14 protein-coding genes are annotated in these 16582 nt (G+C 39.6%); all 14 read right to left on the bottom strand.

Annotated features, from left to right (window positions below; translation table 11 throughout):
• Positions 1-6: 6 nt before the first annotated feature.
• Entirely contained in the window at positions 7-279 is a 273-nt protein-coding gene (gene rnpM, locus ACFVSW_RS22480; protein ID WP_024026806.1) for an RNase P modulator RnpM, read from the bottom strand.
• 16 nt (positions 280-295) lie between these two features.
• Complete coding sequence (nusA, locus tag ACFVSW_RS22485; RefSeq protein WP_387318844.1) at positions 296-1417, bottom strand: transcription termination factor NusA; 1122 nt, start codon at positions 1415-1417, stop codon at positions 296-298.
• A gap of 34 nt (positions 1418-1451) precedes the next feature.
• The gene (gene rimP / locus ACFVSW_RS22490; RefSeq protein WP_387318845.1) at positions 1452-1922 is read right to left on the bottom strand and encodes a ribosome maturation factor RimP; all 471 of its coding nucleotides are present in this window, start codon (positions 1920-1922) and stop codon (positions 1452-1454) included.
• A 206-nt stretch (positions 1923-2128) separates the two neighbouring features.
• A complete protein-coding gene (locus ACFVSW_RS22495) occupies positions 2129-6469 on the bottom strand; it encodes a PolC-type DNA polymerase III (RefSeq protein ID WP_387318846.1) in 4341 nt (1446 codons plus the stop codon).
• Positions 6470-6623: 154 nt separating this feature from the next.
• On the bottom strand, positions 6624-7883 hold the full coding sequence (gene rseP / locus ACFVSW_RS22500; RefSeq protein WP_387318847.1) for an RIP metalloprotease RseP: 1260 nt from the start codon (positions 7881-7883) through the stop codon (positions 6624-6626).
• A 17-nt stretch (positions 7884-7900) separates the two neighbouring features.
• Complete coding sequence (gene dxr / locus ACFVSW_RS22505) at positions 7901-9043, bottom strand: 1-deoxy-D-xylulose-5-phosphate reductoisomerase (RefSeq protein WP_387318848.1); 1143 nt, start codon at positions 9041-9043, stop codon at positions 7901-7903.
• 38 nt (positions 9044-9081) lie between these two features.
• A complete protein-coding gene (locus ACFVSW_RS22510; RefSeq protein ID WP_387318849.1) occupies positions 9082-9864 on the bottom strand; it encodes a phosphatidate cytidylyltransferase in 783 nt (260 codons plus the stop codon).
• A 26-nt stretch (positions 9865-9890) separates the two neighbouring features.
• On the bottom strand, positions 9891-10667 hold the full coding sequence (locus ACFVSW_RS22515) for an undecaprenyl pyrophosphate synthase (RefSeq protein ID WP_387318850.1): 777 nt from the start codon (positions 10665-10667) through the stop codon (positions 9891-9893).
• A gap of 284 nt (positions 10668-10951) precedes the next feature.
• Complete coding sequence (gene frr, locus ACFVSW_RS22520) at positions 10952-11509, bottom strand: ribosome recycling factor (RefSeq protein ID WP_387318851.1); 558 nt, start codon at positions 11507-11509, stop codon at positions 10952-10954.
• Positions 11509-12234 carry a UMP kinase gene (gene pyrH, locus ACFVSW_RS22525; protein ID WP_387318852.1) on the bottom strand — a complete coding sequence of 242 codons (726 nt, stop codon included), beginning with the start codon at positions 12232-12234 and terminating at the stop codon, positions 11509-11511. Before pyrH ends, frr begins: the two co-directional genes overlap by 1 nt.
• A gap of 121 nt (positions 12235-12355) precedes the next feature.
• On the bottom strand, positions 12356-13240 hold the full coding sequence (tsf, locus tag ACFVSW_RS22530) for a translation elongation factor Ts (RefSeq protein WP_387318853.1): 885 nt from the start codon (positions 13238-13240) through the stop codon (positions 12356-12358).
• A gap of 138 nt (positions 13241-13378) precedes the next feature.
• Complete coding sequence (rpsB, locus tag ACFVSW_RS22535) at positions 13379-14077, bottom strand: 30S ribosomal protein S2 (RefSeq protein ID WP_024026817.1); 699 nt, start codon at positions 14075-14077, stop codon at positions 13379-13381.
• Positions 14078-14265: 188 nt separating this feature from the next.
• Positions 14266-15045 carry a GTP-sensing pleiotropic transcriptional regulator CodY gene (gene codY, locus ACFVSW_RS22540; RefSeq protein WP_387318854.1) on the bottom strand — a complete coding sequence of 260 codons (780 nt, stop codon included), beginning with the start codon at positions 15043-15045 and terminating at the stop codon, positions 14266-14268.
• A 115-nt stretch (positions 15046-15160) separates the two neighbouring features.
• Positions 15161-16564, bottom strand: coding sequence for an ATP-dependent protease ATPase subunit HslU (gene hslU, locus ACFVSW_RS22545; RefSeq protein WP_387318855.1), 1404 nt, complete (start codon positions 16562-16564; stop codon positions 15161-15163).
• Positions 16565-16582 lie beyond the last annotated feature (18 nt).

Here is a 16582-nt window from a genome sequence, read left to right on the forward strand (position 1 = left end):
GGATGGTCAGTTCTCCTTCTCTATTAACTCAAGTAGTTCTTCGTAGATAGAATCATTAATTGAAACCTCTAAATGATTAGACAAGGTGTTTTTTTTCTTGGCTAGTAAGACAGCTTCTTTGTCCTTTGAAAGGTATGCACCTCTACCGGATTTTTTTCCAGTCAAATCGATGGATACGTCTCCTTCTTTAGAGCGAACGATGCGAACGAGTTCTTTTTTCGGTTTCATTTCACCGGTAGCCACACATTTGCGCATTGGAACTTTTTTTCTAGAGTTCACACGTCTCACCTCAACCTTAATCTATATCTTCTTCGAAATCGAAATCAGTATCAAGCTGGTCATCAAAAAGCCTGATTGGTTCTTCACGCGGGTATATTCCCATTTCACGCGCTTCCGTTTCTGATTTGATATCAATTTTCCAGCCGGTTAATTTCGCGGCAAGCCGGGCATTTTGCCCCCGTTTACCAATTGCCAGGGAAAGCTGATAATCCGGCACTACAACCGTCGTTGCTTTTTCGTTTTCACTCACCATAACATCTAAAACCTTCGATGGACTTAGTGAATTAGCGACAAAGACAACTGGATCATCAGACCACTTAACGATATCGATTTTTTCACCCTTTAATTCATTTACAACTGCTTGAACTCTTGCTCCCTTAGGACCGACACAGGAACCAACCGGATCTACTTCTTGATTGTCCGAGTGTACAGAAATCTTCGAGCGATCCCCGGCTTCACGGGCAACAGATTTAATTTCCACTGTTCCGTCATAAATCTCTGGGACCTCAATTTCGAATAAGCGTTTCAGAAGTCCTGGATGTGTCCGAGAAACGAATATTTGCGGGCCTTTGGTTGTTTTTTCAACTTTGGTTAAAAACACCTTGATTCGGTCGTGGGGCTTATAACGTTCATTTGGCATTTGTTCATTTACAGGAAGTAATGCCTCGATTTTACCAAGGCTGACATAAATAAATTTAGAATCCAGACGTTGAACAATACCAGTCATTATATCTTCTTCACGATCGATAAATTCTGAATAAATGATTCCTCGTTCTGCTTCTCTAACTCGCTGTGTAACCACTTGTTTAGCAGTTTGGGCTGCGATTCTGCCGAAATCCTTTGGAGTAACCTCTATTTCAACAACATCTTCAACCTGATAGTTTGGATTAATTTGTCTTGCATCCTCTAAAGAGATTTCCAGACGTGGATCAAAAACCTGATCGACAACCTCTTTTCGCGCAAAAACTCGCATCGATCCTGTTTGTAAATTAATATCGATTCGAACATTCTGAGCTTGATTGAAATTACGGCGATATGCCGATACGAGTGCTGCCTCAATCGCTTCAATTAAAATCGCTCTGGAAATACCTTTTTCTCTTTCCAGTATTGTAAGAGCATCTAATAATTCGCTGCTCATTTGCTTGTATCCCCCTAATCCTATTCAATTTTTCTTAAGAAAAAATAACAGCTAATCGTGCCATTGCCACTTTTTCATATGGAATTTCTATCAATTTCTTCCGGGTCTTGATTTTGACCTCAATCTTCAATACTTGACCATTAAATTCCAACAATGTCCCTTCGAAGCTTTTTTCACCATCAATTGGTTCATATGTTTTGATAAACACATTTTTGCCAATTGCCATTTGAAAATCTTTGTCTTTTTTTAATGGGCGCTCTGCTCCTGGTGAGGACACTTCAAGAAAATAATTATGGGGAATTGGATCGATTTCATCGAGTTTTTCGCTGAGCCGCTCACTGACAAGTCCGCAATCCTCAATATCAACACCGTTTTCTTTATCAATATATACCCGAAGAAACCAACTTTTTCCTTCTTTCACATATTCAACATCCACTAATTCCAAACCAAGCTCTTGAAAAATTGGTTCAGCAAGCTCTTCTACAACTTCCGTTACTTTGCTCATGCTTTACCTCCTTTTCCGATAATTTCACCCATATTGTATGTAGTTCACGGAAAGTTTTATCAAGTAACACAATACAAATATTAGTAAACAAGACGAAAGAGTGGGTTTCCCCACTCTTAGACACGAGAGTATTTCTTAGTATTTCCAATAAAACTATACCATAACCAACATTTTTATGCAAACCATAACCTAGGCAGAGCGCCTTGTTAGAAAAGGGATAGCTGGTTTTGTTCTGGAAGGGATTTAAGGCAGCCTTGTTTGTCCAAATATTCAAGAATGGTCTTGGATACCTTTCCTCTCTGCTGCAGGTCTTCTTTTGATAAAAATTCTCCTTCTCCCCTTGCCTTCACAATGTTAAAAGCAGCATTTGTTCCCAGACCTGGAATGGAATTAAAGGGGGGAATTAATGTATTGCCTTCAATAATGAAATCTGACGCATCCGATTTGTACAAATCGTAATTTTGGAAAACAAACCCTCTTTCGGTCATCTCAAGGGCCAATTCTAAAACTGTTAATAAGTTTTTCTCTTTATTTGAGGCTTCTAAGCCCTTTGCATTTATTTCTTCTATTTTTGCCCGGATGGCTTCTGACCCGCGCGACATCGCCTCAATGTCAAAATCCTCGGCGCGGACTGTGAAATAGGCGGCGTAATAAAGAAGCGGCAGATGAACTTTAAAATAGGCAATTCGTACTGCCATTAACACATAGGCAGCCGCATGCGCCTTTGGGAACATATACTTAATCTTTTTACAAGAATCAATATACCATTCCGGAACTTCATTTTTCCTCATTTCCGCTTCCATTTCTTCACTTAAGCCTTTTCCTTTACGGACTGATTCCATAATTTTAAAGGCAAACGAAGGCTCTAGTCCTTGATAAATAAGGTACACCATGATGTCGTCCCGACAGCCGATTACTTCGCTCAAGTTACACGTTTTATTATGGATTAATTCTTGGGCATTTCCCAGCCAAACATCTGTCCCATGTGAGAGTCCTGAGATTTGAACGAGTTCTGAAAATGTTGTTGGTTTTGTATCCTCAAGCATTTGTCTTACGAATCGCGTTCCAAACTCTGGTATCCCAAGTGTCCCTGTTTTACACATAATCTGCTGTTCTGTCACACCTAAAGATTCAGTACCGCTGAAGATTTTCATCACTTCAGGATCATCCGTTGGAATTGTTTTCGGATCCATCCCGCTCAGGTCCTGAAGCATCCTAATAACCGTCGGGTCGTCGTGACCGAGAATATCAAGCTTTAACACGTTATCATGGATGGAATGGAAATCAAAATGAGTTGTCTTCCATTCAGATGTTCGATCATCTGCAGGGAATTGAATCGGTGAAAAATCATAAACATCCATATAATCAGGAATAACGATGATGCCGCCAGGATGCTGCCCCGTTGTTCTTTTCACCCCTGTACAGCCAGAAGCAAGCCGGTCCACTTCAGCGCCGCGCAAGGTAAGATTATTATCGTTTTGATAGGCTTTTACATAGCCAAATGCTGTTTTATCGGCCACCGTTCCAATCGTACCGGCACGGAACACATTATCCTCACCAAACAGGACCTTTGTATAGTTATGGGCACGCGGCTGATACTCACCCGAGAAATTTAAATCGATATCCGGGACCTTATCCCCTTTAAAACCAAGGAATGTTTCAAATGGAATATCATGCCCGTCTTTCGTGTATTTGGAACCGCACTCGGGGCAGTTTTTATCTGGCAAATCAAATCCAGATCCAACAGACCCATCATTAAAGAACTCTGAGTGCTTACATTTAGGGCAAACATAATGCGGCGGCAATGGATTAACTTCCGTTATTTCTGTCATGGTGGCAACAAGGGATGAACCGACAGAACCCCTTGAGCCTACAAGGTAGCCATCATCCAAGGATTTTTTTACAAGCTTGTGAGAAATCAAATAAATAACGGCAAAACCATGTCCAATGATACTTTTCAGTTCTTTTTCCAGGCGTGCTTCAACAATTTCCGGTAGTGTATCACCATAAATTTTCCGTGCCATTGAATAACTCATTTCGCGCATTTCTTCATCGGCACCTTCAATTCTTGGTGTATATAAATCATCTTTTATTGGTTTAATGTCATCAATCATATCGGCGATTTTATTCGTGTTAATGACGACAATCTCCTTAGCCTTTTCCTTACCCAAAAACGAAAAGGCATCCAGCATCTCATTAGTTGTCCTAAAGTGGACATCAGGAAGCTTGTGGCGGTTCAGCGGGTTGGCCCCGCCTTGCGAGTTAATTAATATTTTCCGATAAATTTTATCATTTTCATTTAAATAATGGACATTTCCCGATGCGGCGACAGGAATGCCTAATTTATCGCCAAGGTTTACAATCTTAGTAATAATATCTTCCATTGCCTTTTCATCGCGGACCAATTCCATTTCAATCAACGGAGCATTAACTTCTTTCGGCATGACCTCGATATAATCATAAAATCGTGCTGCTGCTTCAACTTCCTCAGGAGATTTTTGCATCATTCCTTCAAAAACTTCGCCTTTGCTGCAGCCTGAGCCTACAAGGATGCCTTCTCTGTATTTTTGAAGAACAGATCTCGGAATTCTCGGCACTCTGTAAAAATACTCTATATGAGAAATCGAAACTAGTTTAAATAAGTTCTTTAATCCAGCCTCAGTTTGCGCTAAAAGTGTGCAATGAAATGGTCTAGCACGTTGATAGGCATTCCCTTTTCCCATGTTATTGTTAAACTCATCATGGTATTGGATCCCTTTTTCAAGCGCGTCTTTAAGCATTTTTAACAGTAAATACCCTGTTGCCTCAGCATCATAAATAGCACGGTGATGTTGGGTTAGGTCAATATCAAACTTCTTAGTCAGTGTGTTTAAGCGATGGTTTTTCATTTCGGGATAAAGAAACCGACCCAGCTCTAGTGTATCAATAACCGGGTTAGCGGCCTTATCTAGTCCAATTTTTTTATAGCCAACATTTAGGAAGCCCATATCGAAAGAGGCGTTATGAGCAACAAGGATTGCATCCCCCGCCCAGTCATAAAATCTTCTGAGGACTTCTTCAACTTCCGGGGCAGTTTGCACCATATCATCTGTAATCCCGGTAAGGTTAATGGTCGTTGCCGATAAACGGTGGTGCGGGTTAGCAAATGACTCAAACCGATCAATGATGTCCCCATCTTTCACCTTAACGGCCGCAAGTTCGATAATCGTATCATATACTGCAGAAAGACCTGTCGTTTCAACGTCAAAGACTACAAATGTATCTTCCGCTAGTAAACGGTTTGCGTCATTATAAGCGATTGGTACGCCATCATCGACCAAATTCACTTCCACACCGTATAAAATTTTAATGTCGTTTTTCTTTCCGGCACCATATGCCTCTGGAAATGATTGGGCACCGGCGTGGTCTGTCACGGCAATGGCTTTATGGCCCCATTTTTTTGCTTGGGCAATAAGTGCACTTACAGGTGTCACAGCATCCATTTGACTCATTGGTGTATGCAGATGGAGTTCCACACGTTTTTCATCATCCGGTGCTGTATCCTTCCGCTGAGCAGGTTTAATTTCATTTATGTCATTTCCAATCATCACGAGGTCACGAACGAAGGTATCGTTTTGAATGCTTCCCCGAACCTTAACCCACATCCCCTTTTTAACAAGCTGAAAAAGAGCAGCATCTTCTTTATCTCTCGAAAACATTTTCACCATAATCGAGCTGGTATAGTCGGTTATTTTGAAGGTAAGCAGTGACCGCCCGCTTCGGAGCTCGCGAATCTCGGCATCAAAGATATAGCCTTCAACCGCTATTCTTCTTTCCTCATCAACAATATCTATGAGACTGCGGAATTCACTATTATCCTTAATGGTGAGTCCAATCGTAAGTGGGCCTTGTGGAGCATCTCCAGATGACTGGTCCTTTTCAGCCTCTTTCTTTTGTAATTCAACCAATGCTTGAAGTCCTCGTTCCTGGTCTTCCTTTTGCTTGGCAAGTAAGAATTGCTGATATTCTTCATTTTTTTCTTCGATATTTATTTCCGTCTCAATCGATAAAATAGGAAATCCGAAAGATTGATAAATATCAGTGATAGTCCCGCCATATTTCCGCTTTATCGCTTGACCCTCGGTATCATTACGGACAGTGACAGTAAGCTTATTCCCATTCACCTCGGGGTGTTGTTCATTTAGCAGCTTTAATAGCGGCGGTGCAATACCATCAATTTGCTGAATACAATAACTCCAATATTCTTTTATTAATTCTGGTGACATTGTTTGATTGGATACTTGAATATTATATGAAATTGTTGCGATATTCGAAAAGGTTCTCTCTAACTGAGTCATAAACCGAAGATAAACATTGTAGGGAAGGATTTTTTCAAATAAAAATTGAAAATGCCATTTCCTTGCTTTCTTTTCAACTAAAAGTCTTTCTATTTGCGCGTTGTTGAAATGGACTACAATCGTATCCTCAACCAATTGCAGCTGCTGGAGCAAGAGTTGAAATCGCTCTTTATTCCCTAAGGTTTGATCGCTCAAGCGTCTCTCTCCCATCTATTAAAAAATCACTTATTTTCTCTATGTCAAAGCATTATTATATCATATGATACATGATGATTCGGATTAATTCGACAGAAAACTTCATCCATTTACGGAAATCCTTTTATGGAAAATAAATAAGGGGCCGTAGTCACGGCCCCTTACGTTATTATAAGAAAAATCTTTGTATATCATTCCAGGTAACAACAAGCATCAGCAGCATAAGGAGAGCGAATCCGATAAAGTGAACCATTCCTTCCTTTTGACGGTCAATTGGTTTCCCGCGCACTGCTTCGACAGCAAAAAACATTAATCTTCCACCATCAAGAGCAGGGATAGGCAACAGATTCATAATCCCTAAGTTAATGCTTAAAATCCCGGCCCATTTCATTAAGTAATAAATTCCTGATTTGGCTACCTCAGCAGTTGAATTGTATATTCCAACAGGACCAGATAACGCATCGATTGAAAACTGTCCGGTTACAAGCTTACCAACCATGACAAAAATTTGCTTTGTCCAGAAATAGGTTTCAGTGAATCCGGATTTAACAGCTTGCACCGGAGATTTTTCGACGGGGCTGTAAACACCGATGATCCCCATTTTCTGGCCTTCAACTATTTTCTCGAGCGGTGTAACAGGAATTTCCGTTTCAGTGCCATCACGAATGACTGCAAAATCAAGTTTTTTATTTGGGTTTTTTCGAATGATTTCAACAACATCTGACCAGCTCGAAATTTCAGAGCCATTAATACTCTGGACGACATCATCTTGCTTAAGCCCTGCAGCTTTGGCAGCACCATCAGGGGTTATTACACCCAATTTGGGTTCATTTGAAGGTACACCCTGCAGTAAAGCGATGATAATAAACACAAAGAAGGCAAGAACAAAGTTCATCATCGGACCAGCAAAAATCGCCAAGAATCGTTGCCATAATGTTTTTGAACCAAATTGCCGGTCAATTGGAGCAATTTGTGATTCCACGCCATTTTCAACGATAACCGCCTGTGGATGAATGGAAAATGTTCGTAAGCTTTCATTTTCATCTTCCGGGAAACCCTTTATGACTAATTCCCGTTCAATATCCGCATGCTCCACTTCTACAATCCGGCAATTGGGGAACTTTTCTTTATTATTAAGGATTATTTTTTCTACTTTTTCTTCCTTGTCAAGCAAAAGGCCAATCCGGTATCCCGGCTTAATTTCAACCATTTCTGGATCTTCGCCTGCCATACGGACAAACCCGCCAATTGGCAATAATCGAATCGTATAGGTGGTTTCTCCTTTTTTATGCGTGAACACTTTAGGACCCATACCGATTGCAAATTCGCGGCAAAGGATCCCTGCCCGTTTTGCGAAAATGAAATGACCTAGTTCATGAAAGAAGACGAGTGCGCCAAAAATAACAATAAAGGCTATAACTGTACTCAAAAATAAAACCACCTTTTTTATAGAAGTGAATGTACAAAATGTCTCGTTTCTTTATCTACCTCTTGGATTACAGCTAAACTTGGGTGCGCTATGGTTTGATGTTTGCTTAATGCCTTCTCAATCAAATCTTCAATCTGTAAGAAACGAATCTTCCCCTCTAAAAATGCTGCGACTGCTGCTTCATTAGCAGCATTCAAAACAGTTGGCATCGTTCCACCTTCTTTACCAGCGATATAAGCAAAATGAAGGCAGCGGAACCTGTCAACATCCATTACTTGAAAGTGCAGTTTGCCAATCTGCGCCAAGTCCAGCCGATTGGCGGACAAACGCGGAAGCCGATCCGGGTATGTAAGTGCATATTGAATCGGCACTCTCATATCAGGTGTTCCTAATTGAGCAATAATACTGCTGTCATGAAATTCAACCATCGAATGAATGATACTCTCTTTATGGAGCAGTACATCAATTTTTTCATAAGGTATTTGAAACAGCCAATGAGCCTCAATTACTTCCAATCCTTTGTTCATCATGGTTGCGGAATCTATTGTGATTTTCGCACCCATTGACCAATTGGGATGGTTTAATGCTTCTTGGACTGTTACATTTTCTAATTCTTTCCGGGAGCGATCACGAAAGCTGCCCCCTGAAGCAGTTAAAATTAATCTTTCAATATTTTTCTCTTTTTCTCCTTGTAATGCTTGAAAAATAGCGGAATGCTCACTATCAACTGGAAGCAGCGAAACATTATTCCTTTTGGCGGCATCCATAACTAAATGGCCTGCCGTAACAAGTGTTTCTTTATTTGCGATTGCAATTGTTTTTCCGCATTCAATTGCCTGTAAAGTAGGATTTAAACCAACACTGCCAAGAACGGCATTAACAAGAATGTCTGCTTTTTCATAAACCGCAATTTCGATTAGTCCTTCATTACCATACGTAAACTTTATATGTGGGAATTCTGCTTTTAATGTATTACAGTCATGATAATCTTGTACAGAAATAAGCTCGGGCTGAAATTCTCCAATAATTTTTCGTGCCATTTCTATATTTTTACCTACGGAAATGGCAGCTAATTTAAATTCTGTTGGATGCTCTCGAATTACATCTAATGTCTGAGTGCCAATCGACCCTGATGCTCCCATTAAACTAATAATTTTCACAAATTTCAACTCCTAAAAAGTAAAGCACATTCACTTTATTACCAAAGGTGGAAAAAGTGCAATAATGGCCAGACAAATAATAAGCTGTCAAAGCGATCGAGGATTCCACCATGACCGGGTAATATTTTACCGGAATCTTTTACGTTAAAGTGACGCTTAAATGCTGATTCAACTAAATCCCCAATTTGTCCGAACACAGAAAGTACCACTGTTATTCCGATTATCGAGCCTTTAATATCAGTGAATAATACAAATAAAACTGCTACAATGACTGCACATACGACACCGCCGATTGATCCTTCAACCGTCTTGTTAGGACTGATTTCCGGCCAAAGCTTTCTCTTTCCCAATGCTTTCCCGATAAAGTAAGCCCCTGAATCTGTCGCCCAAATCATAAATAAGGAATATAAAATATAGACAAGTCCACCCTCTACCCTTGTTTCAAAGAAAAAGTAAAAGCCAATGCCCACATAAAGTGCGGAAAGGATAGAGAATGAAACGTCTTCAAATGTAAATCGATTCTTTGTGATCACGGTATAAGCTAATAATAAGAGTATAAACACAATGCACAGCTCTGTTTTTGAATAATAGAAAGTATCTAGGACATGCTTATATTTCTCAGGGAAAAGGAGGGCCCAAAGAAACAAGACTGATAATAATCCGTGACCGGAAAAGATGCTTAGGTTTTTCATTTTATATAACTCATACAAGCCAATAGTCGCCAAAAAATACGTTAAAAGTACAAGAGGAATTCCACTATAATAAACAATCGGCAAAAATAATGCCGCAGCAACGACTCCTGTTATGATTCTTTGCTTCATCTAATAGTTCAACACCTTTTTTTGTTCTATAAACCGCCAAACCTACGCTGGCGATTTTGGAAGGTTTCTATTGCTTCCAGCAAATGTTCCTCACTAAAATCAGGCCATAATACATCTGTAAACCAAAGTTCGGAGTAAGCCAATTGCCAGAGCATAAAGTTGCTCAAACGTATTTCACCACTAGTCCGGATTAATAGGTCTGGATCAGCAAAATTAGCCGTCATCATGTAAGATGAAAAGGCTTTTTCGTCTAGTTCTGTTTCCTTCAGTATGCCATTATTGCAATCATTTAAGACTTGCTTAACGGCATCGAGAATTTCCGACCTGCTTCCATAATTCAAGGCAAAGTTTAAGACTAGTCCATTATTATGTTTTGTTTCTTCTATAGCTTTTTCAATTGCATGCAAGGTATGTACTGGAAGCTGATTTTTATAACCCATCATTTTCACTTGAACATTGTTCTCAACTAATTCAGGAAGAAATGTACCTAAAAATTCTTCTGGCAGCCTCATGATATATTCCACTTCATTTTTTGGACGCTTCCAGTTTTCAGTCGAAAAAGCATATAATGTTAGCGTTTTGATTCCTAGCTTATTTGCCAGCATCGTTGTTTTCCGGACAACCTTCATACCTTCATGATGGCCGGCAATTCGTGGCAACGCCCGTTTCTTTGCCCACCGTCCATTGCCATCCATAATAATTGCCACATGATTAGGAACAGGCATTTTTTTTATTTCTTCTATTTTATCTCGGAGTGTAGAAGAATCTTTTGGGTTCTTCCCAAGCCAAAATTTTTTAAACATAACATTGCTCCTCAATTAGTTAATCATTTCCTCCGATAATAAATCATTTCCAGCAAACCCAGTCTGATGTAATGTAAAGGAATGTCAGGGTAGCATGCTCTTATCATACCAAAAAAGCTAGAAGATATCTCTACTAAATAACTTATGTAAAATTAAAGAAATGAAGAATAGTAAATCAGAGAAAGTCCAATGCAATATATACAAATTGAAAAAGGTTTAACAATAGTGAAAAAAACCCCCTAAGAAGAGGGTTCTTACTAGAAATCCGGAAATCCGGAAGCAATTTACACTTCTAAAATTTCTTTTTCTTTATCTTTGGTGATTTGATCAATTTTCGTAATATTATCGTCTGTTAACTTTTGAATATCATCAGAATAGCCGCGAAGAGCATCCTCGGTAATGTCGCCATTTTTCTCCAACTTCTTTAAATCATCATTGGCATCACGGCGAATGTTACGGACAGCAACTTTAGCTTCTTCAGATTCTTTTTTAACTAATTTCACAAGTTCCTTGCGGCGCTCTTCTGTCAATTGTGGTATCGCAAGACGAATGACCATCCCGTCATTAGAAGGATTTAATCCTAAATCAGACTTAAGAATTGCTTTTTCAATATCACCAAGGATGGATTTATCATATGGCTGAATAACAAGCAGTCTAGCTTCCGGTGTAGAAATCCCCGCCATTTGGTTAACAGGTGTAGGTGCACCATAATAATCAAACGTAATTCTGTCAAGCAATGAAGCACTCGCTCTTCCGGCACGGATGCTGGCAAGCTCGCGTGAATAAGACTGAATCGCTTTTGTCATTCGATCCTTTGTAGTAGAGATGACTTGTTTTGGCATTAATTTTTCCCCCTAACGATAGTTCCAATTTTTTCGCCCATAACGGCTTTTTTAATATTTCCTTGTTCCATAATTGAGAAAACAATGAGTGGGATATCATTATCCATACATAAGGAAGAAGCAGTTGAATCCATGACCGCTAAGCCTTCCTTAAGAACATCCAGGAATGATAGGTCTTCGTATTTCGTAGCATTCGCATCAATCCGCGGGTCGGCAGAATAGACCCCATCCACATTGTTCTTCGCCATTAAAATGACTTCCGCATCAATTTCTGCTGCTCTTAAAGCAGCCGTTGTATCTGTAGAAAAATAAGGGTTACCTGTACCTGCCGCGAAAATGACAACTCGCTTTTTTTCTAGATGCCTAATGGCACGACGTCTGATGTAAGGCTCCGCAACCTGGCGCATTTCAATGGATGTTTGCACCCGGGATTCAATCCCTAAATTCTCCAAACTATCTTGAAGTGCTAAAGAATTCATGACCGTAGCCAGCATGCCCATATAATCGGCAGTTGCCCTATCCATACCCATTTCACTGCCGATTTTCCCGCGCCAAATGTTGCCGCCGCCAACAACAACTGCAACTTCAACTCCGAGCTCTGCTATTTCCTTTACTTGAATCGCAATCGATTTGATGACAGAAGGTTTAATTCCAAAGCTCGATTCACCTGCAAGTGCTTCCCCGCTCAATTTTAAAACCACGCGTTTGTACTTAGGACCGCTCATATAAACCTCCATATGTATAAAATTTATCTTAAAAATAGGGAACACACCGTGTCCCCTATTCAAAAACCTATTACAGTAACATTCCCTTTTAACTTCTTTTTTTAAGTTAGAGAATATTTGACTATTGTTTGTTTACTTGGTTCATAACTTCTTCAGCAAAGTTATCTTCACGCTTCTCGATGCCTTCGCCTACTTCGTAACGTACGAATTCGCGTAAAGTTGCACCTTTAGATTCAACAAATTGACGCACTTTTTGATCAGGGTTTTTAACGAAAGTTTGGTCAAGGACACATACATCTTCAAAGTATTTTCCAAGACGACCTTCTACCATTTTAGCAACGATATTTTCAGGCTTGCCTTCGTTAAGAGCTTGTGTTGTTAACACTTGACGCTCACGTTCAACTTCTTCTTGTGATACTTGATCACGAGAAACATATTTTGGTCTTAGCGCAGCGATGTGCATCGATACATCTTTAGCAGCATCGGCATCTGTAGTCCCCTCTAGAACGGATAGCACGCTGATGCGTCCACCCATATGAAGGTAAGCGCCAAATGCATCATTATCTGTTTTTGACAGAACAGCAAAACGACGAAGTGAAAGTTTTTCTCCAATTTTAGCAATTGCAGCGTTGATATGGTCGGCAACAATTGCACCGTTTTCCATTGTTTGCGCTGTCGCTTCTTCAACAGTTGCAGGTTTGTTTTTAATAAGATGTTCAGCAAGTTCTTTCACAAGTGTTTGGAAACCTTCGTTTTTCGCAACAAAGTCCGTTTCAGAGTTTACTTCAAGAATAACAGCATCATTCCCTGCTGTTAAGATAGAAGTTAAGCCTTCAGCTGCAACACGGTCCGCTTTATTAGCAGCTTTTGCGATTCCTTTTTCGCGTAAGAAATCAATTGCTTTTTCCATATCACCATTTGTTTCTGTAAGTGCCTTTTTACAATCCATCATACCTGCACCCGTTTTTTCACGAAGTTCTTTTACCATTTGCGCAGTAACTGCCATAATTTTTTTCCTCCTTAAATTTCTATGTATTCATATCTTTGCCAATGAACGTTAAGATAAACTATTCTTTAAAAAAAGGTGATAAAGGGTCTCCCTCTTATCACCTTTTCATGAAATCACTACTTGGAATTGTCTTGCTTATGCTTGAACTTCTTCGCCTTGTTTTGCTTCAAGGATGGCATCTGCCATTTTACCTGTTAAAAGCTTAACCGCACGAATCGCATCGTCATTCGCTGGAATCACTACATCGATTTCATCTGGATCACAGTTTGTATCAACAATACCTACGATAGGAATGTTTAATTTCTTAGCTTCTGCAACTGCGATGCGCTCTTTACGAGGGTCGATGATGAAAAGTGCATCAGGAAGCTGTTTCATATCTTTGATCCCGCCTAAGAATTTTTCAAGGCGTTCTTGTTGTTTCTTTAATTGAACAACTTCTTTTTTCGGTAATACTTCGAAAGTACCGTCTTCAGACATTCTTTCGATATCTTTTAAGCGGGCAATACGCTTTTGGATTGTTTCAAAGTTAGTTAATGTACCACCTAACCAGCGTTGGTTAACATAGTACATACCAGAACGGCCTGCTTCTTCTTTAACAGAATCTTGAGCCTGTTTCTTTGTACCAACAAATAGAACTGTTCCGCCGTTACCAGCAAGTTCCTTTACCCAGTTGTATGCTTCTTCAACCTTTTTAACTGTTTTTTGAAGGTCGATGATGTAGATACCGTTACGCTCTGTGAAGATATATTTCTTCATTTTCGGGTTCCAACGGCGAGTTTGGTGTCCGAAGTGTACACCAGCTTCAAGCAATTGCTTCATAGAAATGACTGACATGTTTATTCCTCCTAATGGTTTGTTTTCCTCCGCTCTTCTCATTTTTAAACAGAAACTGTCATGAACAGCACCATCTGCTTAAATCAAAGAGCGTGTGTATTAACACCATGAAATAATATAGCACATGTACTATAAACAATCAAGCTGAACTTATAAAAAAATCCCCAGGCATGCCTGAGGATTAATTATTATTTAGATCTTAGTTTATCAAGTTCTACTAGAAACTTGTCGTTTAAGACCTTGATATATGTTCCTTTCATACCAAGGGAACGAGATTCAATTACGCCTGCGCTCTCAAGCTTTCTTAACGCATTAACAATGACCGAACGGGTAATACCAACGCGGTCCGCGATTTTTGAAGCAACCAATAAGCCTTCATGGCCATTTAGTTCTTCAAAAATATGTTCAATTGCTTCTAACTCACTATAGGATAATGAACTGATTGCCATTTGAACAACCGCTTTGCTCCTAGCTTCTTCTTCAATTTCTTCTGATTTTTCTCGTAAAATTTCCATTCCTACAACTGTTGCACCGTATTCAGCAAGAATAAGGTCATCATCTTGGAATTTTTCATGCAGTCTTGCAAGGATTAATGTGCCGAGACGCTCCCCGCCGCCAATCATCGGAACAATTGTTGTCCATCCTTCACGGAATAGCTCTCTGTTCTCTACTGGAAAAGCGGTATATTGACTTTCGACATCAAGATTTGATGAAGTTTCTTGAATATTAAATAACCCATTTGTATACTCTTCAGGAAATTGACGGTCTTCGAACATTTTTTTCATTCGTTCGTTTTCAATTTGCTGATAAATGGAAAAGCCTAAAAGTTTCCCGCGGCGGCTGACAATATAAACATTCGCTTCAATCGTCTCACTTAAAGTCTCAGACATTTCCTTGAAATTAACTGGCTTTCCAGCGGCTTTTTGCAATAATACATTAATTTTTCTCGTTTTTGATAGTAAATCCATCGTGTTTCTTCCTCCTAATTGACTAAAACCATTATTAAATTTATTGTTTTTTTGATGTAATAGCTATATATGCTTCAAACGTCCTACCATATAATCAGGTGAAGGAGTCCTGTTCCTAAAGGATGAATTGGCTTAAATCTTTATTTTTAGAAATAGCACCAAGCTTATCATCTACATACTGTGGTGTAATTGCGACTTTCGCCAATGAAATATCAGGAGCTTCAAAAGACAAGTCTTCTAAAAGCTTTTCTAATATCGTATGAAGACGTCTTGCACCAATATTATCTGTATTTTGATTCACTTCGAATGCTATTTCAGCGATTCTACGAATAGCATCGTCAGAAAATTCAATTTGTATACCTTCTGTTTCCAATAATGCTTGGTATTGCTTAATTAAGGCATTATCCGGTTCAATCAAGATTCTAAAGAAATCATCAACAGTCAGCTTCGTTAATTCCACGCGAATTGGAAAACGCCCTTGAAGTTCAGGAATTAAATCAGACGGTTTTGCCATATGAAATGCTCCTGCCGCGATAAATAGAACATGATCTGTTTTAATCGAACCATATTTGGTTACGACTGTCGAACCTTCTACAACTGGCAGGATATCCCTTTGGACACCTTCTCTTGATACATCGGCAGAGGAGCCGCCAGAATTTTTGCTAGCAATTTTATCAATTTCATCAATAAAAATAATCCCTGTCTGTTCGGCACGATAAATGGCTTCAGATGTTACTTCATCCATATCAATGAGCTTTGCAGCTTCTTCGCTTGTTAATACCTTTCTTGCTTCCCGAACAGTTAATTTTCTCTTTTTGCGTTTTTTCGGCATAAAGTTGCTGAGCGCATCCTGCATATTCATACCCATTTGTTCAATTCCCGAGCCTTGAAGCATATCAAACATGGATGGCGCCTGCTCCTCGACATCTACCGTAACGATTTCATCCTCTAATTCACCCAAAGCTAATTTCTCTTTGACAATCTTCCGTTTTTCCTGAACCGAGTAATCTTCCTGATGTGTCTCTTGCTCTTCAGTGGAATTTCCGCCCCCAAACAACATTTCCAGCGGATTTTTATAGTTGGATGCTTTTTTTGCTGTAGGAACGAGTAAATCAACAAGCCTGCCGTTGGCATTTGCCTCGGCCCGTTCTTTTACACTCTGCATTCGATCCTCTTTTACTAAACGAACAGATGTTTCCGCAAGATCTCTAACCATTGATTCAACATCACGGCCAACATAACCAACTTCTGTAAATTTAGTAGCTTCTACCTTAATAAACGGGGCACCGACGAGCTTGGCAATCCTTCTGGCAATTTCTGTTTTCCCAACCCCGGTCGGTCCAATCATCAAAATATTTTTTGGAATGATTTCTTCCCGAAGCTTATCATTCAATAAGCTCCTTCGATATCGGTTCCTTAGTGCTACCGCTACCGCCTTCTTTGCATCCTTCTGTCCAATAATATACTGGTCAAGCTTTTCTACAATTTGGCGCGGGGTTAAATTAGTTGTACTTCCCATAGTTATTAATCTCCTTCC

The sequence above is a fragment of the Neobacillus sp. NPDC058068 genome (assembly GCF_042885335.1).
Classification (GTDB): domain Bacteria; phylum Bacillota; class Bacilli; order Bacillales; family Cytobacillaceae; genus Neobacillus.